This window comes from Pseudomonas sp. N-137, from assembly GCF_034555295.1.
In the GTDB taxonomy this organism is placed as follows: Bacteria; Pseudomonadota; Gammaproteobacteria; order Pseudomonadales; family Pseudomonadaceae; genus Aquipseudomonas; species Aquipseudomonas rhizophila.
Genome location: NZ_JAXUDQ010000007.1, coordinates 124,122 through 137,862, shown reverse-complemented (window position 1 = coordinate 137,862; position 13,741 = coordinate 124,122). Strand labels below are relative to the sequence as shown.

At 61.5% G+C, this 13,741-nt stretch carries 14 protein-coding genes; 5 read left to right on the top strand and 9 right to left on the bottom strand.

What is annotated here, in order from left to right:
- Positions 1-11 precede the first annotated feature (11 nt).
- The 8 genes from T3A99_RS06705 to T3A99_RS06670 form a co-directional block, all read right to left on the bottom strand.
- Positions 12-881 (bottom strand): isocitrate lyase/PEP mutase family protein, encoded by an 870-nt coding sequence (locus tag T3A99_RS06705; protein ID WP_047228462.1) that lies wholly within the window; start codon positions 879-881, stop codon positions 12-14.
- Positions 882-1,115: 234 nt separating this feature from the next.
- On the bottom strand, positions 1,116-2,150 hold the full coding sequence (astA, locus tag T3A99_RS06700; protein ID WP_076383983.1) for an arginine N-succinyltransferase: 1,035 nt from the start codon (positions 2,148-2,150) through the stop codon (positions 1,116-1,118).
- Between the two features lie 61 nt (positions 2,151-2,211).
- Positions 2,212-3,228 carry an arginine N-succinyltransferase gene (locus T3A99_RS06695; protein WP_274090714.1) on the bottom strand — a complete coding sequence of 339 codons (1,017 nt, stop codon included), beginning with the start codon at positions 3,226-3,228 and terminating at the stop codon, positions 2,212-2,214.
- 111 nt (positions 3,229-3,339) lie between these two features.
- The gene (locus tag T3A99_RS06690; RefSeq protein WP_322834151.1) at positions 3,340-4,689 is read right to left on the bottom strand and encodes an APC family permease; all 1,350 of its coding nucleotides are present in this window, start codon (positions 4,687-4,689) and stop codon (positions 3,340-3,342) included.
- 74 nt (positions 4,690-4,763) lie between these two features.
- A complete protein-coding gene (locus T3A99_RS06685; protein WP_047228458.1) occupies positions 4,764-5,516 on the bottom strand; it encodes an N-formylglutamate amidohydrolase in 753 nt (250 codons plus the stop codon).
- A complete protein-coding gene (locus T3A99_RS06680) occupies positions 5,500-6,852 on the bottom strand; it encodes a glutamine synthetase family protein (RefSeq protein ID WP_322834150.1) in 1,353 nt (450 codons plus the stop codon). Before T3A99_RS06680 ends, T3A99_RS06685 begins: the two co-directional genes overlap by 17 nt.
- Positions 6,849-7,493 carry an isochorismatase family cysteine hydrolase gene (locus T3A99_RS06675; protein ID WP_076383986.1) on the bottom strand — a complete coding sequence of 215 codons (645 nt, stop codon included), beginning with the start codon at positions 7,491-7,493 and terminating at the stop codon, positions 6,849-6,851. Before T3A99_RS06675 ends, T3A99_RS06680 begins: the two co-directional genes overlap by 4 nt.
- A 2-nt stretch (positions 7,494-7,495) precedes the next feature.
- On the bottom strand, positions 7,496-8,350 hold the full coding sequence (locus tag T3A99_RS06670) for a MurR/RpiR family transcriptional regulator (RefSeq protein ID WP_047228455.1): 855 nt from the start codon (positions 8,348-8,350) through the stop codon (positions 7,496-7,498).
- 299 nt (positions 8,351-8,649) lie between these two features.
- Between T3A99_RS06670 and T3A99_RS06665 the strand changes: the two genes are divergently transcribed.
- Positions 8,650-9,228 carry a histidine phosphatase family protein gene (locus T3A99_RS06665; RefSeq protein WP_322834149.1) on the top strand — a complete coding sequence of 193 codons (579 nt, stop codon included), beginning with the start codon at positions 8,650-8,652 and terminating at the stop codon, positions 9,226-9,228.
- Positions 9,225-9,980 carry a precorrin-6A synthase (deacetylating) gene (cobF, locus tag T3A99_RS06660; RefSeq protein WP_139049617.1) on the top strand — a complete coding sequence of 252 codons (756 nt, stop codon included), beginning with the start codon at positions 9,225-9,227 and terminating at the stop codon, positions 9,978-9,980. Before T3A99_RS06665 ends, cobF begins: the two co-directional genes overlap by 4 nt.
- A 63-nt stretch (positions 9,981-10,043) precedes the next feature.
- On the opposite strand, the gene ftrA is transcribed toward cobF, so the two are convergent.
- A complete protein-coding gene (gene ftrA, locus T3A99_RS06655) occupies positions 10,044-11,018 on the bottom strand; it encodes a transcriptional regulator FtrA (protein ID WP_076383987.1) in 975 nt (324 codons plus the stop codon).
- 103 nt (positions 11,019-11,121) lie between these two features.
- Here ftrA and T3A99_RS06650 point away from each other — a divergent pair, with 103 nt between their 5' ends.
- The 3 genes from T3A99_RS06650 to T3A99_RS06640 all read left to right on the top strand — a co-directional run bounded on the left by T3A99_RS06650 (position 11,122) and on the right by T3A99_RS06640 (position 13,740).
- Positions 11,122-11,556 (top strand): rhodanese-like domain-containing protein, encoded by a 435-nt coding sequence (locus T3A99_RS06650; protein ID WP_173406772.1) that lies wholly within the window; start codon positions 11,122-11,124, stop codon positions 11,554-11,556.
- Between the two features lie 187 nt (positions 11,557-11,743).
- Positions 11,744-12,523: an ABC transporter substrate-binding protein gene (locus tag T3A99_RS06645; RefSeq protein ID WP_047228450.1), complete on the top strand. Its 780-nt coding sequence runs from the start codon at positions 11,744-11,746 to the stop codon at positions 12,521-12,523.
- Between the two features lie 104 nt (positions 12,524-12,627).
- Entirely contained in the window at positions 12,628-13,740 is a 1,113-nt protein-coding gene (locus T3A99_RS06640) for a M14 family metallopeptidase (RefSeq protein WP_047228449.1), read from the top strand.
- Position 13,741 lies beyond the last annotated feature (1 nt).

Here is a 13,741-nt window from a genome sequence, read left to right as displayed (position 1 = left end):
GGTGAGCTCGCTTACTCCTTGACGCTCATATATTCCTCGGCCCAACGGATGTAATCCTCGGGCTGGGTGTAAGTGTGGGTCAGCTCGGTGGCGCTCAGGTCTGACGCCTGGGTGAAGATCTGCCGCTGTTCGCGCAGGCTGTCATAGGTGGCCTTGATCGCGGCGAAGTAGGCACCGTGACCATCGATGGTGACGCGCACGCCGAGTTCCGCCAGGCGTTTGTCGTCACGCAGCAACGGATTGCCATAGGTGACGAGCATCAACGGCACGCTCAGGTTTTCGCTGATCTGCGCCAGGTGGTCGAAGTCCTGCACACCCACCATGCAAATCCCGTCGGCGCCGGCACGTTCGTATTGCTGGGTCCGACTGATGATTTCCTGGACCGGTAGGATCCCGGCGTTGGTGCGGGCGATGATCGCCATTTCCGGGTCGACCCGGGCTTCCAGCGCTGCGCGAATCTTGCCGACACCTTCGGCGACGCCGATCAGGTCGGTGGATTTGCGCCCGAACTGGGCCGGCAGCAGCGTGTCTTCGATGGTCAGGGCCGCCACACCGGCGCGTTCGAGTTCGATGATGGTGCGCATCACGTTCAGGGCGTTGCCATAGCCGTGATCGGCGTCGGCAATTACCGGCAGTTGGGCTACGCGGCCAATGCGCGTGGCCTGCTCGGCGAATTCGCTGAGTGTGATCAGGGCAAAGTCCGGCGCCCCCAACACTTGCAGCGACGCGACTGAACCTCCCAGTATCCCTACTTCAAAACCCAGGTCGGCGGCGATGCGCGCTGACATCGGATCAAACACCGAGGCGGTGTGGTAGCAGGTTTCGCTCGCCAGCAGTTGGCGAAAGTTGCGACGCAAGTCTTGATGGGAAAGCCTGGGCATATGAGTTCCACCATTGGAATGGAAAGGCTTGAGCAAAAGTGTCAACGCCGAAAGATCCAAAGGCTATCACGCGCAAGGCTTAAAGATGATGACGAATGTGCATGGGCTATGTGTGTGCCGGATTGCAGAGGATCCCGACAGGCTGTCAGCGATGATCGAGCTGACCAAGGTGCAGGCAAAGGGGGCGGAGGTTAATGCGTGTCAGTGGGTAAGGTATTTGTGCTCGAACCCAGCCTATGCCGCCGCCGCTTGCCGCCCCTGTTGAAGCAACGCCACGGCGCGCACCGTGTCACCTGGTTGCATTTGCAGACGTTTGGCCGTGAGACGGTCCACCAGCAGGCTGTGACCGTGCTGGTGGGCTCGGGCACTGGTAACGCGGCAACTCGCCAGCCGTCGGTTATGGATCAGCCAGACCGGTGCCTTTTCGTCCGGTGTGCCGATGGCCAGGGTCAGCGACTGGCTGTCGCGCACGGTCCGGATTTTCGCCACTGGCGCTTCGATCACCGGGCCACCATCGAAAATGTCGATGTAGCCTTTATGGGTAAAACCCTCGGCGCCGAGGATTTTCAGGGCCGGCTCGGTATTCGGGTGGGCCCTGCCGATAGCCGCCTGGGCCTGTTCGGTGAGCAGGCAGGTGTACAGCGGTTGGCGCGGCATCAGCTCGGCGATGAAGGATTTGTTGCCCATGCCGGACAATTGGTCGGCGTAGCTGAAGTCTTTCTGGAAGAAGTGCCGGCCCAGGCTGTCCCAGAACGGTGAACAGCCGTGCTCGTCGGCGTGTCCTCGCAATTCGGCGATCAGTTTTTCACCGAACAGCTGGGAAAACTCGGCCACGAACAGCAAGCGCGCCAGGGACAGCAGGCGTCCGTTATGGCCGCGGCGGTGTTCAGGATGCAGGAACAAGGAGCAGATCTCCGATTGCCCGGTCATCTCATTGTTGAGGAACAGCGTGGGTATCTGTCGCTGGATGCCCAGTTCAGGCGCGGAGCTGACGGTGACCCCGACTCGATAGTTGTACCAGGGCTCACGCAGCCCGACCGCACCGGTCAGGGCGCTGATACCGACTACTTGCCGGTCATCGTCCTCGAGCACGAACAGGTAATCGGCATCGGCGCGTTCGACTTGTCCGGCAAAGGTGCGCTGGGCCCAGCGCACGCGATGGGCCAGGCGTTCTTCGTTGGCCGGTAGGCTGGTGAACCCGGGGCCCGCGCAATGGGCCAGGTCCAGCAAGGCGGGCAGATCCGTCAGAGCGACCGGGCGCACAATCATGATGCAGCTCCTTCATCGTGCCAATCAGGGCGCTGATGCCAGGTGAGGAATCGCGTCAGGTTCATAACGCAACCACCCGGGCCCGCTCGCCGTCGGTGATACCCAGTGCTGCCAGCATCTGCGGTGTCAGGGACACGGTGCCCTCGGCACTGACGTCAAGCTCGGCCACGATGGCCCGGTAATTCTCCAGGCCGTCGTTGCTCAGCAGAAAGCGGCCGCCGAGGTCAATGTCTGAGCACTGCCGGGCCGTGGCTAGACGGCTTTGGGTGATGGAGCGGATGTTCGCCACACGAGCATGCAGTGTTGGCCCACCGTCGAAGATATCCACGTAGCTGTTGGTTTCGAAACCCTCGCGCTCCAGGATGTCGAAGGCTTCCTGGCCGTCGGGATGCACCCGGCCGATACAGGCTTGGGCCGCCTGGGACAGCATGGGTACATAAATCGGGTATTGCGGCATCAGTTCGGCGAGAAAGGTGCGGCTCTGCAGACCGCACAAGCGTTCGGCTTCGGCGTAGGGCAGGTCGAAAAAATGCTGGCCGACGGCATCCCAGAACGGCGACTGACCGTCATCGCTGCTGAAGCCAACGATCTCGGTGATCACTGATTCGGCAAAGCGTTGCGGATGGGCGGCGATGAACATCAGCCGCGCCCGGGACAGCAACTCCGATTCCGGCGTGCGCACCCGTCCGGTGTCGATATGAAAACCGCGCAGCAGCGTCTGGCCATTGAGGTCCTGGCACAGCGACAGCGCGGGTACGCCGTGCTGGATGTTCAGTTCCCGGGACTCGCTGGTAAACGGGCGATGCCGCAGGCTGTAGAACGGTTCATTGCAGCCGGTGCTGGCGAGAATCTCGGAACAGCCGGTCAATTGCCCGGATGCCAGGTCCTCCAGGACGAAGAAATAATTCTCTGCGCCAGGGCTCTGCACGTCGGTCTCGAACGAGGCACATGAATCGAGGATTTTGTCCCTCAGGCGTTCGGTATCGTCGGGAAGCGATGTGACTCCCACCAGGCTGTCACGGGCCAGTTGCTGCAATTGCGGCAGGTCGCTTAATTGAACTGGACGTAAGGCCAGCATGGATTGCACTCCTTTTCCAAAGAGCCCGGTGACATGCACCGGGCTTGACGATCACTGTCGATGTCCACGCATTGTGACGACGGCTGGTCGAACCCCTTCGACCGCCGATCCTCACTGTCCCGCAGGGTCAGGCAGGGCAGTATCGGTGCCGAACTTATTGAGCACGGCCAGATAGACCAGGCCTGCGGCAATCCATATCAAGCCGAGCTTCTGCGCATCCACGCCCATGTTGTACATGATGGCCGCGACGATGGCGAAGCCGATCAAAGGGCAGATCAGGTGGCGAATCACTTGGCCGGACCGCTGGCGGCGCCAGTGATGGTTGATCACGGTGATATGCAACAACATGAAGCCGCTCAAGGCGCCGAAATTGACCAGGGAAGTCAGGGTGTCCACGGCATCGATGAACAGGTAGCAGATCAACAGCGACAGCACTGCTACCAGATAGATGCTCAAGTATGGGGTGTTGTGTTTCGGATGGACCTTGGCCAGCACCTTGGGGAGCTTGCCGTCCCGGGCCATGCCGAACAACAGGCGCGACACTGCTGCTTGCGAGGTAATCGCCACGGCCACGCCCCAAGCCAGCGCCGTGGCGACGGCGGTCAAAGTGGCCAGCCAACTGCCGGCCGCCAATTCGGCGATTTCATAAAACGCGGTATCGGCGGACTTGAAGCCCATGCCGGCCGCCAGGTCAGTGGCGATCCAGGTCTGCACGACGAAAATCACCCCCATCACCAGCAGTGTGATCAACGCCGCCTTGCCCACGCTGCGCCCCGGATCATTCTTGATTTCTTCGGCCAGGGTGGAAATGGCATCGAAGCCTAGGAACGACAACACGGCGATAGACACGGCCTGCATCAACAGCGCGAAATCAAAACGTTCCGGGTTGTACAGCGGCGCCAGGGTCAGTTGGCCGTTACCGGCGCCCCCCTGCAAGGCATTCCAGGCGTAGAACAGGAAAATGGCCAGCACCATCAGTTGCGCCAGCAGGAAAATGATATTCATCCGTGCGGTGAAGGTGATGCCCCGCAGGTTGACGAAGGTCGCGCTGACCAGGAATGCCAGAATGAAACCGACCTTGGGAACGTCCGGGTACAGATGGTTCAGCGCCATGGCGGCGTAGACATAGAGCAGGGGCGGGATCAGCAGGTAGTCCAGCAGCATCAGCCAACCGGCGATGAAGCCCACGTGTGGGTTAAGGCCCCGTTGCGCGTAGGAATAGACGGAGCCGGCCACCGGAAAAGCTCTGGCCATGCTGCCGTAGCTCAAGGCCGTGAAGAGCATCGCCACCATGCCGATGATATACGCCAACGGCACCAGCCCCGGCGCCTCGGCGTTAACGTAGCCATACACGCCGAACGGTGCGATGGGGATCATGAAAATCATCCCGTACACCACCAGGTCCGTCAGCGACAGGCTGCGCTTCAATTCCTGTTTATAGCCAAATGCCTCGATACTCATAAGCCGTTCTCCTTCTCAGCTGTGTGGGTGTGCTCTTGCTTGTCGCTTGCCGCTCGAACCTTGCCGCTGCTTTCCTATAACAATGGCGCCAGGTAAGCGCTCCAGGCCTGCACCGCTGTCGGGCTGCGTAGCAGATCGTTGCGCACTTCGATCAACACCGAATCCAGGCCGCGTCCATCGCCATGTACCGGAACCGTCATATCGGTCGAAGGGTTGATCTTGTACGGCTGGTTGCCGGCTACCCGCAGCGAGTGCCGGCTTAGCCCGTCGACGATTCGCTGGGCATAGTCCTTGGCCTCGCCGAACAGCACGCCCGCTTCCAGGGCGCGCGGTTGGCCGTAGAACACCGGCGTAAAACTGTGGATGCCCACCACCCGCACCGTCCGGTTGTCGGCCAGGCGCTGGTCGATCAACGCTCGCAGTCGATCATGGAAGGGATGGAACAGGCACCGCTGGCGATATTCACGGGTGGCCTCATCCAGAGACTGGTTGCCCGGAATCTGGTAGATCTCGCTCTGGTGCGGGATGCTGTCGGCGACGTGAAGGGGACGGTTCAGGTCGATCAGCAGCCGTGAATAGTTGGCCGCGAGCAAGGTCGCTCCAAGGGTTTCGGACAGTTGTTCGGCCAGCGCCAGGGCACCTATATCCCAGGCAATGTGCTCCTGGGCCGCCGTCTCATCCAGGCCAAGGTCGTTCAACGCGGCGGGGATAAAGCGGTCGGCGTGTTCACACACCAGGATCAACGGGTGTTCGGCGTCTTCCCGGATCAGGCGATAAGCCGGCCCGGTATAAAGGCCCGATTCAGCACATTCAATAGATTCGCGCATAGTGCTCACACAGCTCGGCAGGTGACAGCGCCTGGGTCAAGGCCAGCTCCTGGGCCTTCAAGGCGAAATAGGTTTCGACCAGCGGGCCGGGCAGGGCTTCGAACAGCGCCCCGCTGTGGCGCAGGCAATCCAGCGCCTGGGCCAGGGTCGTCGGCAGGGCGATAATGCCACGGGCACGACGGTGTTCTTCGTTCAATTCATCGGGTATTTCATCGGTGACCGCCGTGAGCGCCAGCCGTTGCTCGATGCCCAGTCGCCCGGCGATCAACAGCGCCGCCAGCGCCAGGTGCGGCGAAGCGGTGGCATCCATGGCGCGAAATTCCAGGTTGTACTGGGTCGCCACCGGTTTGCCGCTCATGCTCACCGTCGGGCAGATGCGCAGCGCCGCTTCGCGGTTACGTTGCCCCAGGCAGGCGTAGGACGCGCTCCAGTGATGGGGTTGCAGGCGTTCATAGGACACCGGTGTCGGCGCGGTGATCGCGCACAGGGCGGGCAGATAGTGCAGCACCCCGGCGGCCCAGTGCTGGCCCAGGTCCGACAGCCCGTTGGCGCAGCCAGCATCATGCAGCACGGGGACGCCGTCCAGGTCTTGCAGACTCACGTGCAAATGCACGCCGTTGCACACGGCATGTTCCGAAGTCTTGGGGGCGAAACTCACATCCAGGCCCATTTGCCGGGCGATCTCCCGGGTGATTTCCCGCACGTTCACCGCACGGTCGGCGGCGGCCACGCCCAGGGTCGGGCGGCAGGTGATTTCATACTGATGCTTGCCGTATTCCGGCAGGAACATTTCCGGTTCCACGCCGCCTGCCCGCAATGCGCTGAGCAACCATCCGGCGAACCCGGCCTGCTGGCGCTGGGCCTGGAGGCTGAAGGCCAGGCGATCCGGTTGGGGTTGAGGGGTATCGAGGCTGAATTCATGCTCGAACGCGGCGAACACCTGCAAGCCCAACTCGGCGCGATAACGTTGCACTTCGTCATGCAGCAAGGTGCGAGGGCAAGCGGCCCAGGGCAGACCATCGGTTTCCCGCACATCGCAATGAATGAAATCCAGGGCAGGTGCCTGGGTATCCGGGCCATTGTCGACAGTGACCCGGCTGGACAGGTCCGGGATCAGTCGCAGGTCGCCATAGGCCCCCCAAGGGTTGGCCGCTGCAATGATGTCCTGGGGCGTCAGCGCACTGTTGGCCGGCACCCAGCCACAACCGGCGTCGACGTAGTGGGGCAGTTCATCACTGGGGAACGAGCGGCCGCGGGTCACGCCGATCAGGTCGGTGCAGACCAGCGTGGACACGGGCAGCGAGGTCAGCGGCGTTGCGGCATCGAGACGGCTCACGGCTGCATCTCCTGCAACCGACCGAGCACGGTGTCGGTATCGGTGATCCAGCAATAACCTTTGATCGCGTTCAGGCAGGCCAGATGACGTTGTTCGCTGTAAGTGGCGCAGGCATCTTCCACCAGCGTGACCAGGTAGCCGCGGTCGGCGGCGTCACGCACGGCCATGTCGACACACTGGTCGGTGACGATGCCGGCGATGATCAGATGACGGGTCTGCAGATTGCGCAGCACGTAGTCGATGTTGGTGGAGTTGAAAACCCCCGAAGACGTCTTGGGCAGCACGATCTCGTTTTCCCGCGGCGCCAGCTCGGCGATGATCTGGGCTTGCGGGCTGTCTTTGGGCAAGTGCATGTCCGACAGCTTGTGGTCCAGCGAGCGATCGCGACCATCGGCAGTCAGGCTCTGGATGTGGGTGTGCAACACGTTTTGCTGCGCCGCCCGCACCGCTTCGAGCAGGCGCTGCTGATTGGGGATCACCTGTTGGCGGGCGCGGCGGATGAAATAGTCGGCCTCGGGCGTGGCCAGGTGGGCATCGAATTGCGGTTCCAGCCAGGCGCGTTGCATGTCCACCAGCAGCAAGGCGGTATGGTCGCAGGTGAATGGCAAATCCCGAGGGGAGTGGTGAGGGAGCGAGAACATCCTTATTTTTCCTCCAGCAGGTGCGTGTTGAACGCCGTGCGCAAGGTGTCGATACCTTCCAGGCGCTCGGCCAGATCAGGGCATTGCAAGGTCAGGCAGGCGATAAGCGCTTCGACCTGGGCCAGCGCCGGCACCAGACTGTCGAAGGCCGAGATCGATTCCACCGGAGCGCTGATGATCAGGTCGGCCAGTTCCCGTAGCGGTGAGGTGTAGACGTCGCTGAACAGTACGACCCGCGCGTGGCGTTCCTTGGCCGCGCTGGCCACGCGTTGGGCCTGGGCCTGGTAGCGACGATAATCGAAGATCAGCACCACATCCTGGCGCTGCACGTCGAACAACCGGTCGGGTAACTGGGCGTTGTCTTCCAGGGCAAAACAACCCGCACGCAGCAAGCGCAAGTGGTTGAGCAGGTATTGGGCGAGGAAGCTGCTGAAGCGCCCGCCAAAACAATGCACCTGATGCCGGCTGTCGAGCAGCCATTGCACGAGAATACGCACGTCTTCGGGTTGAGTCAGGGCCTGGGTGTCGGTGAGGATGCGCTGGCTGGTTGCCAGGTACTGGCTCCAGGTGTCGCCTTGCTGCAATTTGGCCCGCGGTTGCAACAGGGTGCGAGGGGAGCGCAGGCGATGGTCCATGTCACTGAGCAGCGCATCCTGGAATTCGGCATAACCGCCAAATCCGAGTTTTTTCACCAGCCGCACGATAGTCGGGTCGCTGACCCCGGCATGATCGGCCAGGCGTGACATCGGCCCGAGGCCGTTGCGCGGGTAATGATCAAGCAGGGCCCGTACGACCTTGCGTTCCGACGGCGTCAAAACCAAGCCCGGATCGGTAATCAGGTCTCGAAGAGGCGGCATCCGTGCTCCTTGCCTGGATGGGTGTTGGATTTCTTTCATAACTCCTGAAAATAGTATTTATGTAGCGGGTACTACATGTCCAGTGGTTTTTACGTTCTGTTTAAAATGCACGAAAGTAGTGCGAAAGCCTTGTAGGACGGGGACTTGATCGCATAGATCCGATATGTCAGTTGATACCTCTGTCGGTGTAAGACATAACGCCTTTTTGTCTCAGTTATTTGATTTCATATAAGGTGCTGTACAAGAAAAAGCTTGAGTATCACCTCCATGAAACCCGTTCGACTGTCTGAGTACCGTGCGTGCAAGCCACTCGCCTGACCCTGATCTGCCATGCCCGCACCGTCGCCCAGAAGCAGGCGCGTTTTGGCCTGGATGAACCGCTGGATGCCGACTGGCTGGGCAAACGCCCGGAGCCGGGCCACGGCTACCGAAATGTCCGGCAGTTGCTCTGCGGGCCGGAGTTGCGCACCCGGCAGACTGCCGCCCTGTTCGGCGACGACGCCCAGGTGGTCGCTGACCTGGCCGATTGCGATCTGGGTCGCTGGCGTGGCTTGTCCATCGACCAGTTGCTCAAGGTCGAACCGCAACCCCTGCAAGCCTGGCTCGACGATCCCGATGCGGCTCCCCATGGCGGTGAATCCATCACCCGCTTGTGCCATCGTGTCAGCGACTGGCTGGCCAGCCTGGAAGGCCGGCCGGGGCATGTGTTGGCCGTCACTCATCCGTTCGTGATCCGCGCGGCCCTGCTGACCGTATTGGGCTGTCCGGCAGCGGCCTTCAACCGCCTCGACATCGAACCGCTGTCGACTGTCGAGTTGCGTTTCAACGGTGTGTGGCGATTGCGCACGGAGGGTCCCGGCCAGGAGTCACTCGAATGAAAAAACTGTCAGTCATCGGTATCGGTGCCGGCGATCCGGATTACCTGACGATCCAGGCAGTGAAAGCCTTGAATCGGGTGGATGTGTTCTTTCTCATGGACAAGGGGCCTGCCAAGCAGACGTTAGTGGATCTGCGGCGGGAAATCTGCCAACGCTACATCGTTGATCGTACCTACCGTTTCGTCGAAGCCTACAGCCCCGAGCGACAACGCGGCGACGTGGACTACGCCGCCAGTGTCGAAGATCTGAACCGGGCGAAGCAGGCCACCTTCGAGCGGTTGATCGATGAGCAGTTGTCTGACGGGCAGTGCGGCGGTTTCCTGGTCTGGGGCGATCCGTCGTTGTACGACAGCACCGTGCGTATCTTGCAGTCGATTCTCGACGCGGGTCGCTGCGCCTTCGAATTCGAGGTGATTGCGGGCATTACCAGCGTCCAGGCTCTCGCGGCGCAACATAAGGTGCCATTGAACAGCATTGGCGGTTCGCTGGAGATCACCACGGGCCGCCGGCTGGCGGCAGGGCAGGTCGGTGACTCGGCAAGCGTGGTGGTGATGCTTGATGCTGAAGATGCGTATCGCCAGGTATCCGATCCGGACACGCACATCTACTGGGGAGCCTATGTAGGCACACCGGATCAGATCCTGATCGCCGGTCGGCTGGAGGAGGTAGCTGAAAGCATCGAACGCACCCGCAAGGCCGCACGGCAGGCTAACGGATGGATCATGGATACTTATTTGTTGCGCAAACCTTGATAACTCAACCCTTGATACGTCAGACCTTGATACGTCAGACCCCAATGTTCGACAGTTTCCACGTCAACTGACCGCCTTCGCCCCACGTCCAAACCGCTCCCGGTACACCGACGGCGCCAACCCCACCACACTGCGAAATGCCACGCGAAAGCTTTCCACCGAGCGGTAGCCGCACAGCTGGGCGATGTTGTCGGTGTTGTCTTCGGTGCTTTCCAGCAACTCGCGAGCCCGGGCCAGGCGCTCATGTTGCAGCCAGGCCTTGGGCGACAGGCCGCAGGCCTGGGTGAAGTGCCGCAGGAAGGTTCGCTCGCTCATGGCCGCCTGGCTGGCCAGTTCGCGCACACCGAGCGGTTCGTGCAGGCGTTCGCGGGCCCAGTGCATGACGCCGGACAAATCGCTGCGTGGCGTGCGGCTGACCGGTGAAGGAATGAACTGCGCCTGGCCGCCCGTGCGTTGTGGTGACATCACCAGTCGCCGCGCCACGGCGTTGGCAACCTGGGTACCGAAATCCCGCGCTACCAGGTGCAGGCAGGCATCAATGCCCGCGGCGCTGCCGGCCGAAGTAATGACTTGCCCCGAATCCACGTACAGCACATCCGGGTCTACCAGGATGGCGGGAAAACTTTTGGCCAGTTCATCGGTGTAGCGCCAGTGAGTGGTAGCGCCCAGTCCATCGAGCAAGCCGGCGGCGGCCAGCACGAATGCCCCGGAGCAGATCGACAGCAGGCGCGCGCCCCGGGCATGGGCGCAGCGCAATGCCTCAAGCAGCGCCGGCGGCGGTGGTTCGTCGCGACTGTGCCAGCCGGGCACCACGATGGTTTGCGCCGTTTGCAATAATTCCATGCCGCCATCGGCCAGGATCTGGAAGCCGCCCATGGCCCGCATCGGGCCGTCATCGACGGCAACGATCCGATGTTTGTACCAAGGGAAATCGAACTCAGGTCGGGCAAGGCCGAATATCTCGATGGCGATGCCGAATTCGAAGGTGCACAGGCCGTCGTAGGCGAGGATGGCGACCAGACCGGGATTGGGCTGCATATGGCGGAAAATTCCCACAGAGTGTCTTGTGCGCCACTGTAGCGGTAAGCATCGGCCGGATAAAGTCTGCTCACCCCCTCATTTGTCTGTGGAGTACACACTCATGACCAGCCTGGTTCGCCAAGTGCCTGCTGCCCCGTCCGACCTAGCCCTGCAACATTTCAGCCGGCGTCTGACGTTCGAAACCGATTGCTCCGACGTTCACGCCAGCCAACAGGCTGGAGAAGTCGATTTCGTCCTGGTGGACGTGCGCGGGCCACTGGCTTTCGAGCGCGGGCATGTGCCCGGGGCGATCAACCTGCCAACCCGCTCACTGACCGCACAGGCGCTGGCGGCTTATCCCAAGACCGCGCTGTTTGTGGTCTATTGCGCGGGCCCGCATTGCAATGGCGCGAACAAAGCGGCAGTGCGTCTGGCGACCTTGGGTTATCCGGTCAAGGAAATGATTGGCGGTGTCATGGGCTGGCTGGACGAAGGCTTCCGGCTGACTGGCGCAGTGGAATGCGCGGCGGACCAGGCTGTCGGCTGCGACTGCTGATCCTTTCCAGCCAGCAGGGTGCAATCCCTGTGGCCTGGTTGTTTCTATAAATATTTGTCGCCTCAACACAATTCGCCTCCTGAGTGCCCCTCTAGACTGCCGGCCACTTCGGTTTTTAATGACCGAACGCTGCCTAAGAATCTGCCGATAACCCGCTAATAAAAACCCTGCGCACTCAGGAGCAAAAATGAACAAGCTAGCAATGTTTGGTGCCTTGGCACTGTCCGTGTTGTCCTTGTCGGCCGTGGCCGAAGACGCCAAGCCGATCCGCCTCGGAATCGAAGCCGGTTACCCGCCGTTCTCGATGAAAACCCCCGACGGCAAGCTGACGGGTTTCGATGTTGATATCGGCGACGCGCTGTGCGAACAGATGAAGGTCAAGTGCACTTGGGTCGAGCAGGAATTTGACGGCCTGATCCCAGCGCTGAAAGTGAAGAAAATCGACGCGATCCTGTCGTCCATGACCATCACCGATGATCGTAAGAAAAACGTCGACTTCACCATCAAGTACTACCACACCCCGGCGCGTTTCGTGATGAAGGAAGGCAGCGACGTCAAGGACCCGCTGACCGAACTCAAGGGCAAGAAAGTCGGTGTGCTGCGTGCCAGTACCCACGACCGTTTCGCCACCGAGGTGCTGGTGCCCGCCGGTATCAATCTGGTGCGTTACAGCTCCCAGCAAGAAGCCAACCTGGACATGGTCGCCGGTCGTCTCGACGCCATGCTCGCCGACTCGGTCAACCTCGACGACGGCTTCCTGAAAACGGATGCCGGCAAAGGTTTTGCCTTCGTGGGCCCGACCTATGAAGATGCCAAATACTTCGGTGGCGGCGCCGGCATTGCGGTGCGCAAGGGGGATAAGGCCCTGGCCGAGAAATTCAACGACGCCATCACGCAAATCCGCGCCAACGGCACGTACAAGAAAGTGCAGGACAAGTACTTTGCTTTTGATGTCTACGGGCATTAATCGCTGAAACCAAGGTGGCCCGCCGTTGACCCGGTCGGCCACCTTTTTCATGGGCGAGTGTTTTACCCCAGCGCCCGTCGAAATACCGTTATTGGGAGTTCCACATGCAACGCATCGACCATACCCTGCCATGGAGCCACCTGGGCACCGAGCGCCGGCTCAGTGTGTTTCGTTACGGCCACGGTCCACGCAAGGCGTATATCCAGGCCAGCCTGCACGCCGATGAATTGCCCGGCATGCGCACGGCATGGGAGCTGAAACAACGACTCAACGAGCTTGAGACCCAAGGCTTGCTCAACGGCGTGATTGAACTGGTGCCCGTGGCCAACCCCATCGGCCTGGACCAACATGTGCAGAGCGCGCACCTGGGGCGCTTCGAACTGGGCAGCGGCAAGAACTTCAATCGGTCTTTCGTGGAACTCAGCGCGCCGGTGGCCCAACGCATCGGTGATCGCCTGGGCGACGACCCAGCCGCCAATATCACGCTGATCCGCCAGACCATGGTTCAGGTGCTGGACGATTTGCCGGCGCCGCCCTCACAACTCGAGGCCCTGCATCGCCTGCTGCTGCGCCATGCCTGCGACGCCGATGTCACCCTGGACCTGCATTGCGACTTCGAGGCGGCGATTCACCTGTACGCCTTGCCGCAACACTGGCCGCAGTGGCGCTCCCTGGCCGCGCGGTTGAAGGCGGGCGTGGCGTTGCTGTGCGAAGACTCTGGCGGCAGTTCGTTCGACGAGTCCTGTTCCTCGCCCTGGTTGCGTCTGGCCAAGACCTTCCCCGAGGCCGCGATCCCGCCGGCCAACCTGGCGACCACGCTGGAACTGGGCAGCATGGGCGACACCCGGGTGGATCAGGCCCAGGCCAATTGCGAAGCCATTCTCGGGTTCCTGGCCGAGCAGGGTTTCATCGGTGGTGACTGGCCGCCCGCGCCAGCGCACTGTTGTGAAGGTTTTCCGTTCGAAGGCACTGAGTACCTGTTCGCGCCGCATCATGGGGTGGTGAGCTTCCTGCGCGAGGCCGGTGAGTGGGTGGAGCAGGGCGATCCGTTGTTCGAAGTGGTCGATCCATTGAACGATCGGGTCACTACTGTTCGGGCCGGCACCAGCGGCGTGTTGTTTGCGCTGGACCGTGGGCGCTATACCCAGCCTGGAATCTGGCAGGCGAAAGTGGCCGGGCGAGCGCCGATTCGCGCGGGGAAATTGATCAACGACTGAT

Coding starts and splice junctions, on each gene's coding strand:
- T3A99_RS06705 (WP_047228462.1), bottom strand. CDS start 881: ATGCCCAGGCTTTCCCATCAAGACTTGCGTCGCAACTTTCGCCAACTG.
- astA (WP_076383983.1), bottom strand. CDS start 2,150: ATGATTGTGCGCCCGGTCGCTCTGACGGATCTGCCCGCCTTGCTGGAC.
- T3A99_RS06695 (WP_274090714.1), bottom strand. CDS start 3,228: ATGCTGGCCTTACGTCCAGTTCAATTAAGCGACCTGCCGCAATTGCAG.
- T3A99_RS06690 (WP_322834151.1), bottom strand. CDS start 4,689: ATGAGTATCGAGGCATTTGGCTATAAACAGGAATTGAAGCGCAGCCTG.
- T3A99_RS06685 (WP_047228458.1), bottom strand. CDS start 5,516: ATGCGCGAATCTATTGAATGTGCTGAATCGGGCCTTTATACCGGGCCG.
- T3A99_RS06675 (WP_076383986.1), bottom strand. CDS start 7,493: ATGTTCTCGCTCCCTCACCACTCCCCTCGGGATTTGCCATTCACCTGC.
- T3A99_RS06670 (WP_047228455.1), bottom strand. CDS start 8,350: ATGCCGCCTCTTCGAGACCTGATTACCGATCCGGGCTTGGTTTTGACG.
- cobF (WP_139049617.1), top strand. CDS start 9,225: ATGAAAAAACTGTCAGTCATCGGTATCGGTGCCGGCGATCCGGATTAC.
- ftrA (WP_076383987.1), bottom strand. CDS start 11,018: ATGCAGCCCAATCCCGGTCTGGTCGCCATCCTCGCCTACGACGGCCTG.
- T3A99_RS06650 (WP_173406772.1), top strand. CDS start 11,122: ATGACCAGCCTGGTTCGCCAAGTGCCTGCTGCCCCGTCCGACCTAGCC.
- T3A99_RS06645 (WP_047228450.1), top strand. CDS start 11,744: ATGAACAAGCTAGCAATGTTTGGTGCCTTGGCACTGTCCGTGTTGTCC.
- T3A99_RS06640 (WP_047228449.1), top strand. CDS start 12,628: ATGCAACGCATCGACCATACCCTGCCATGGAGCCACCTGGGCACCGAG.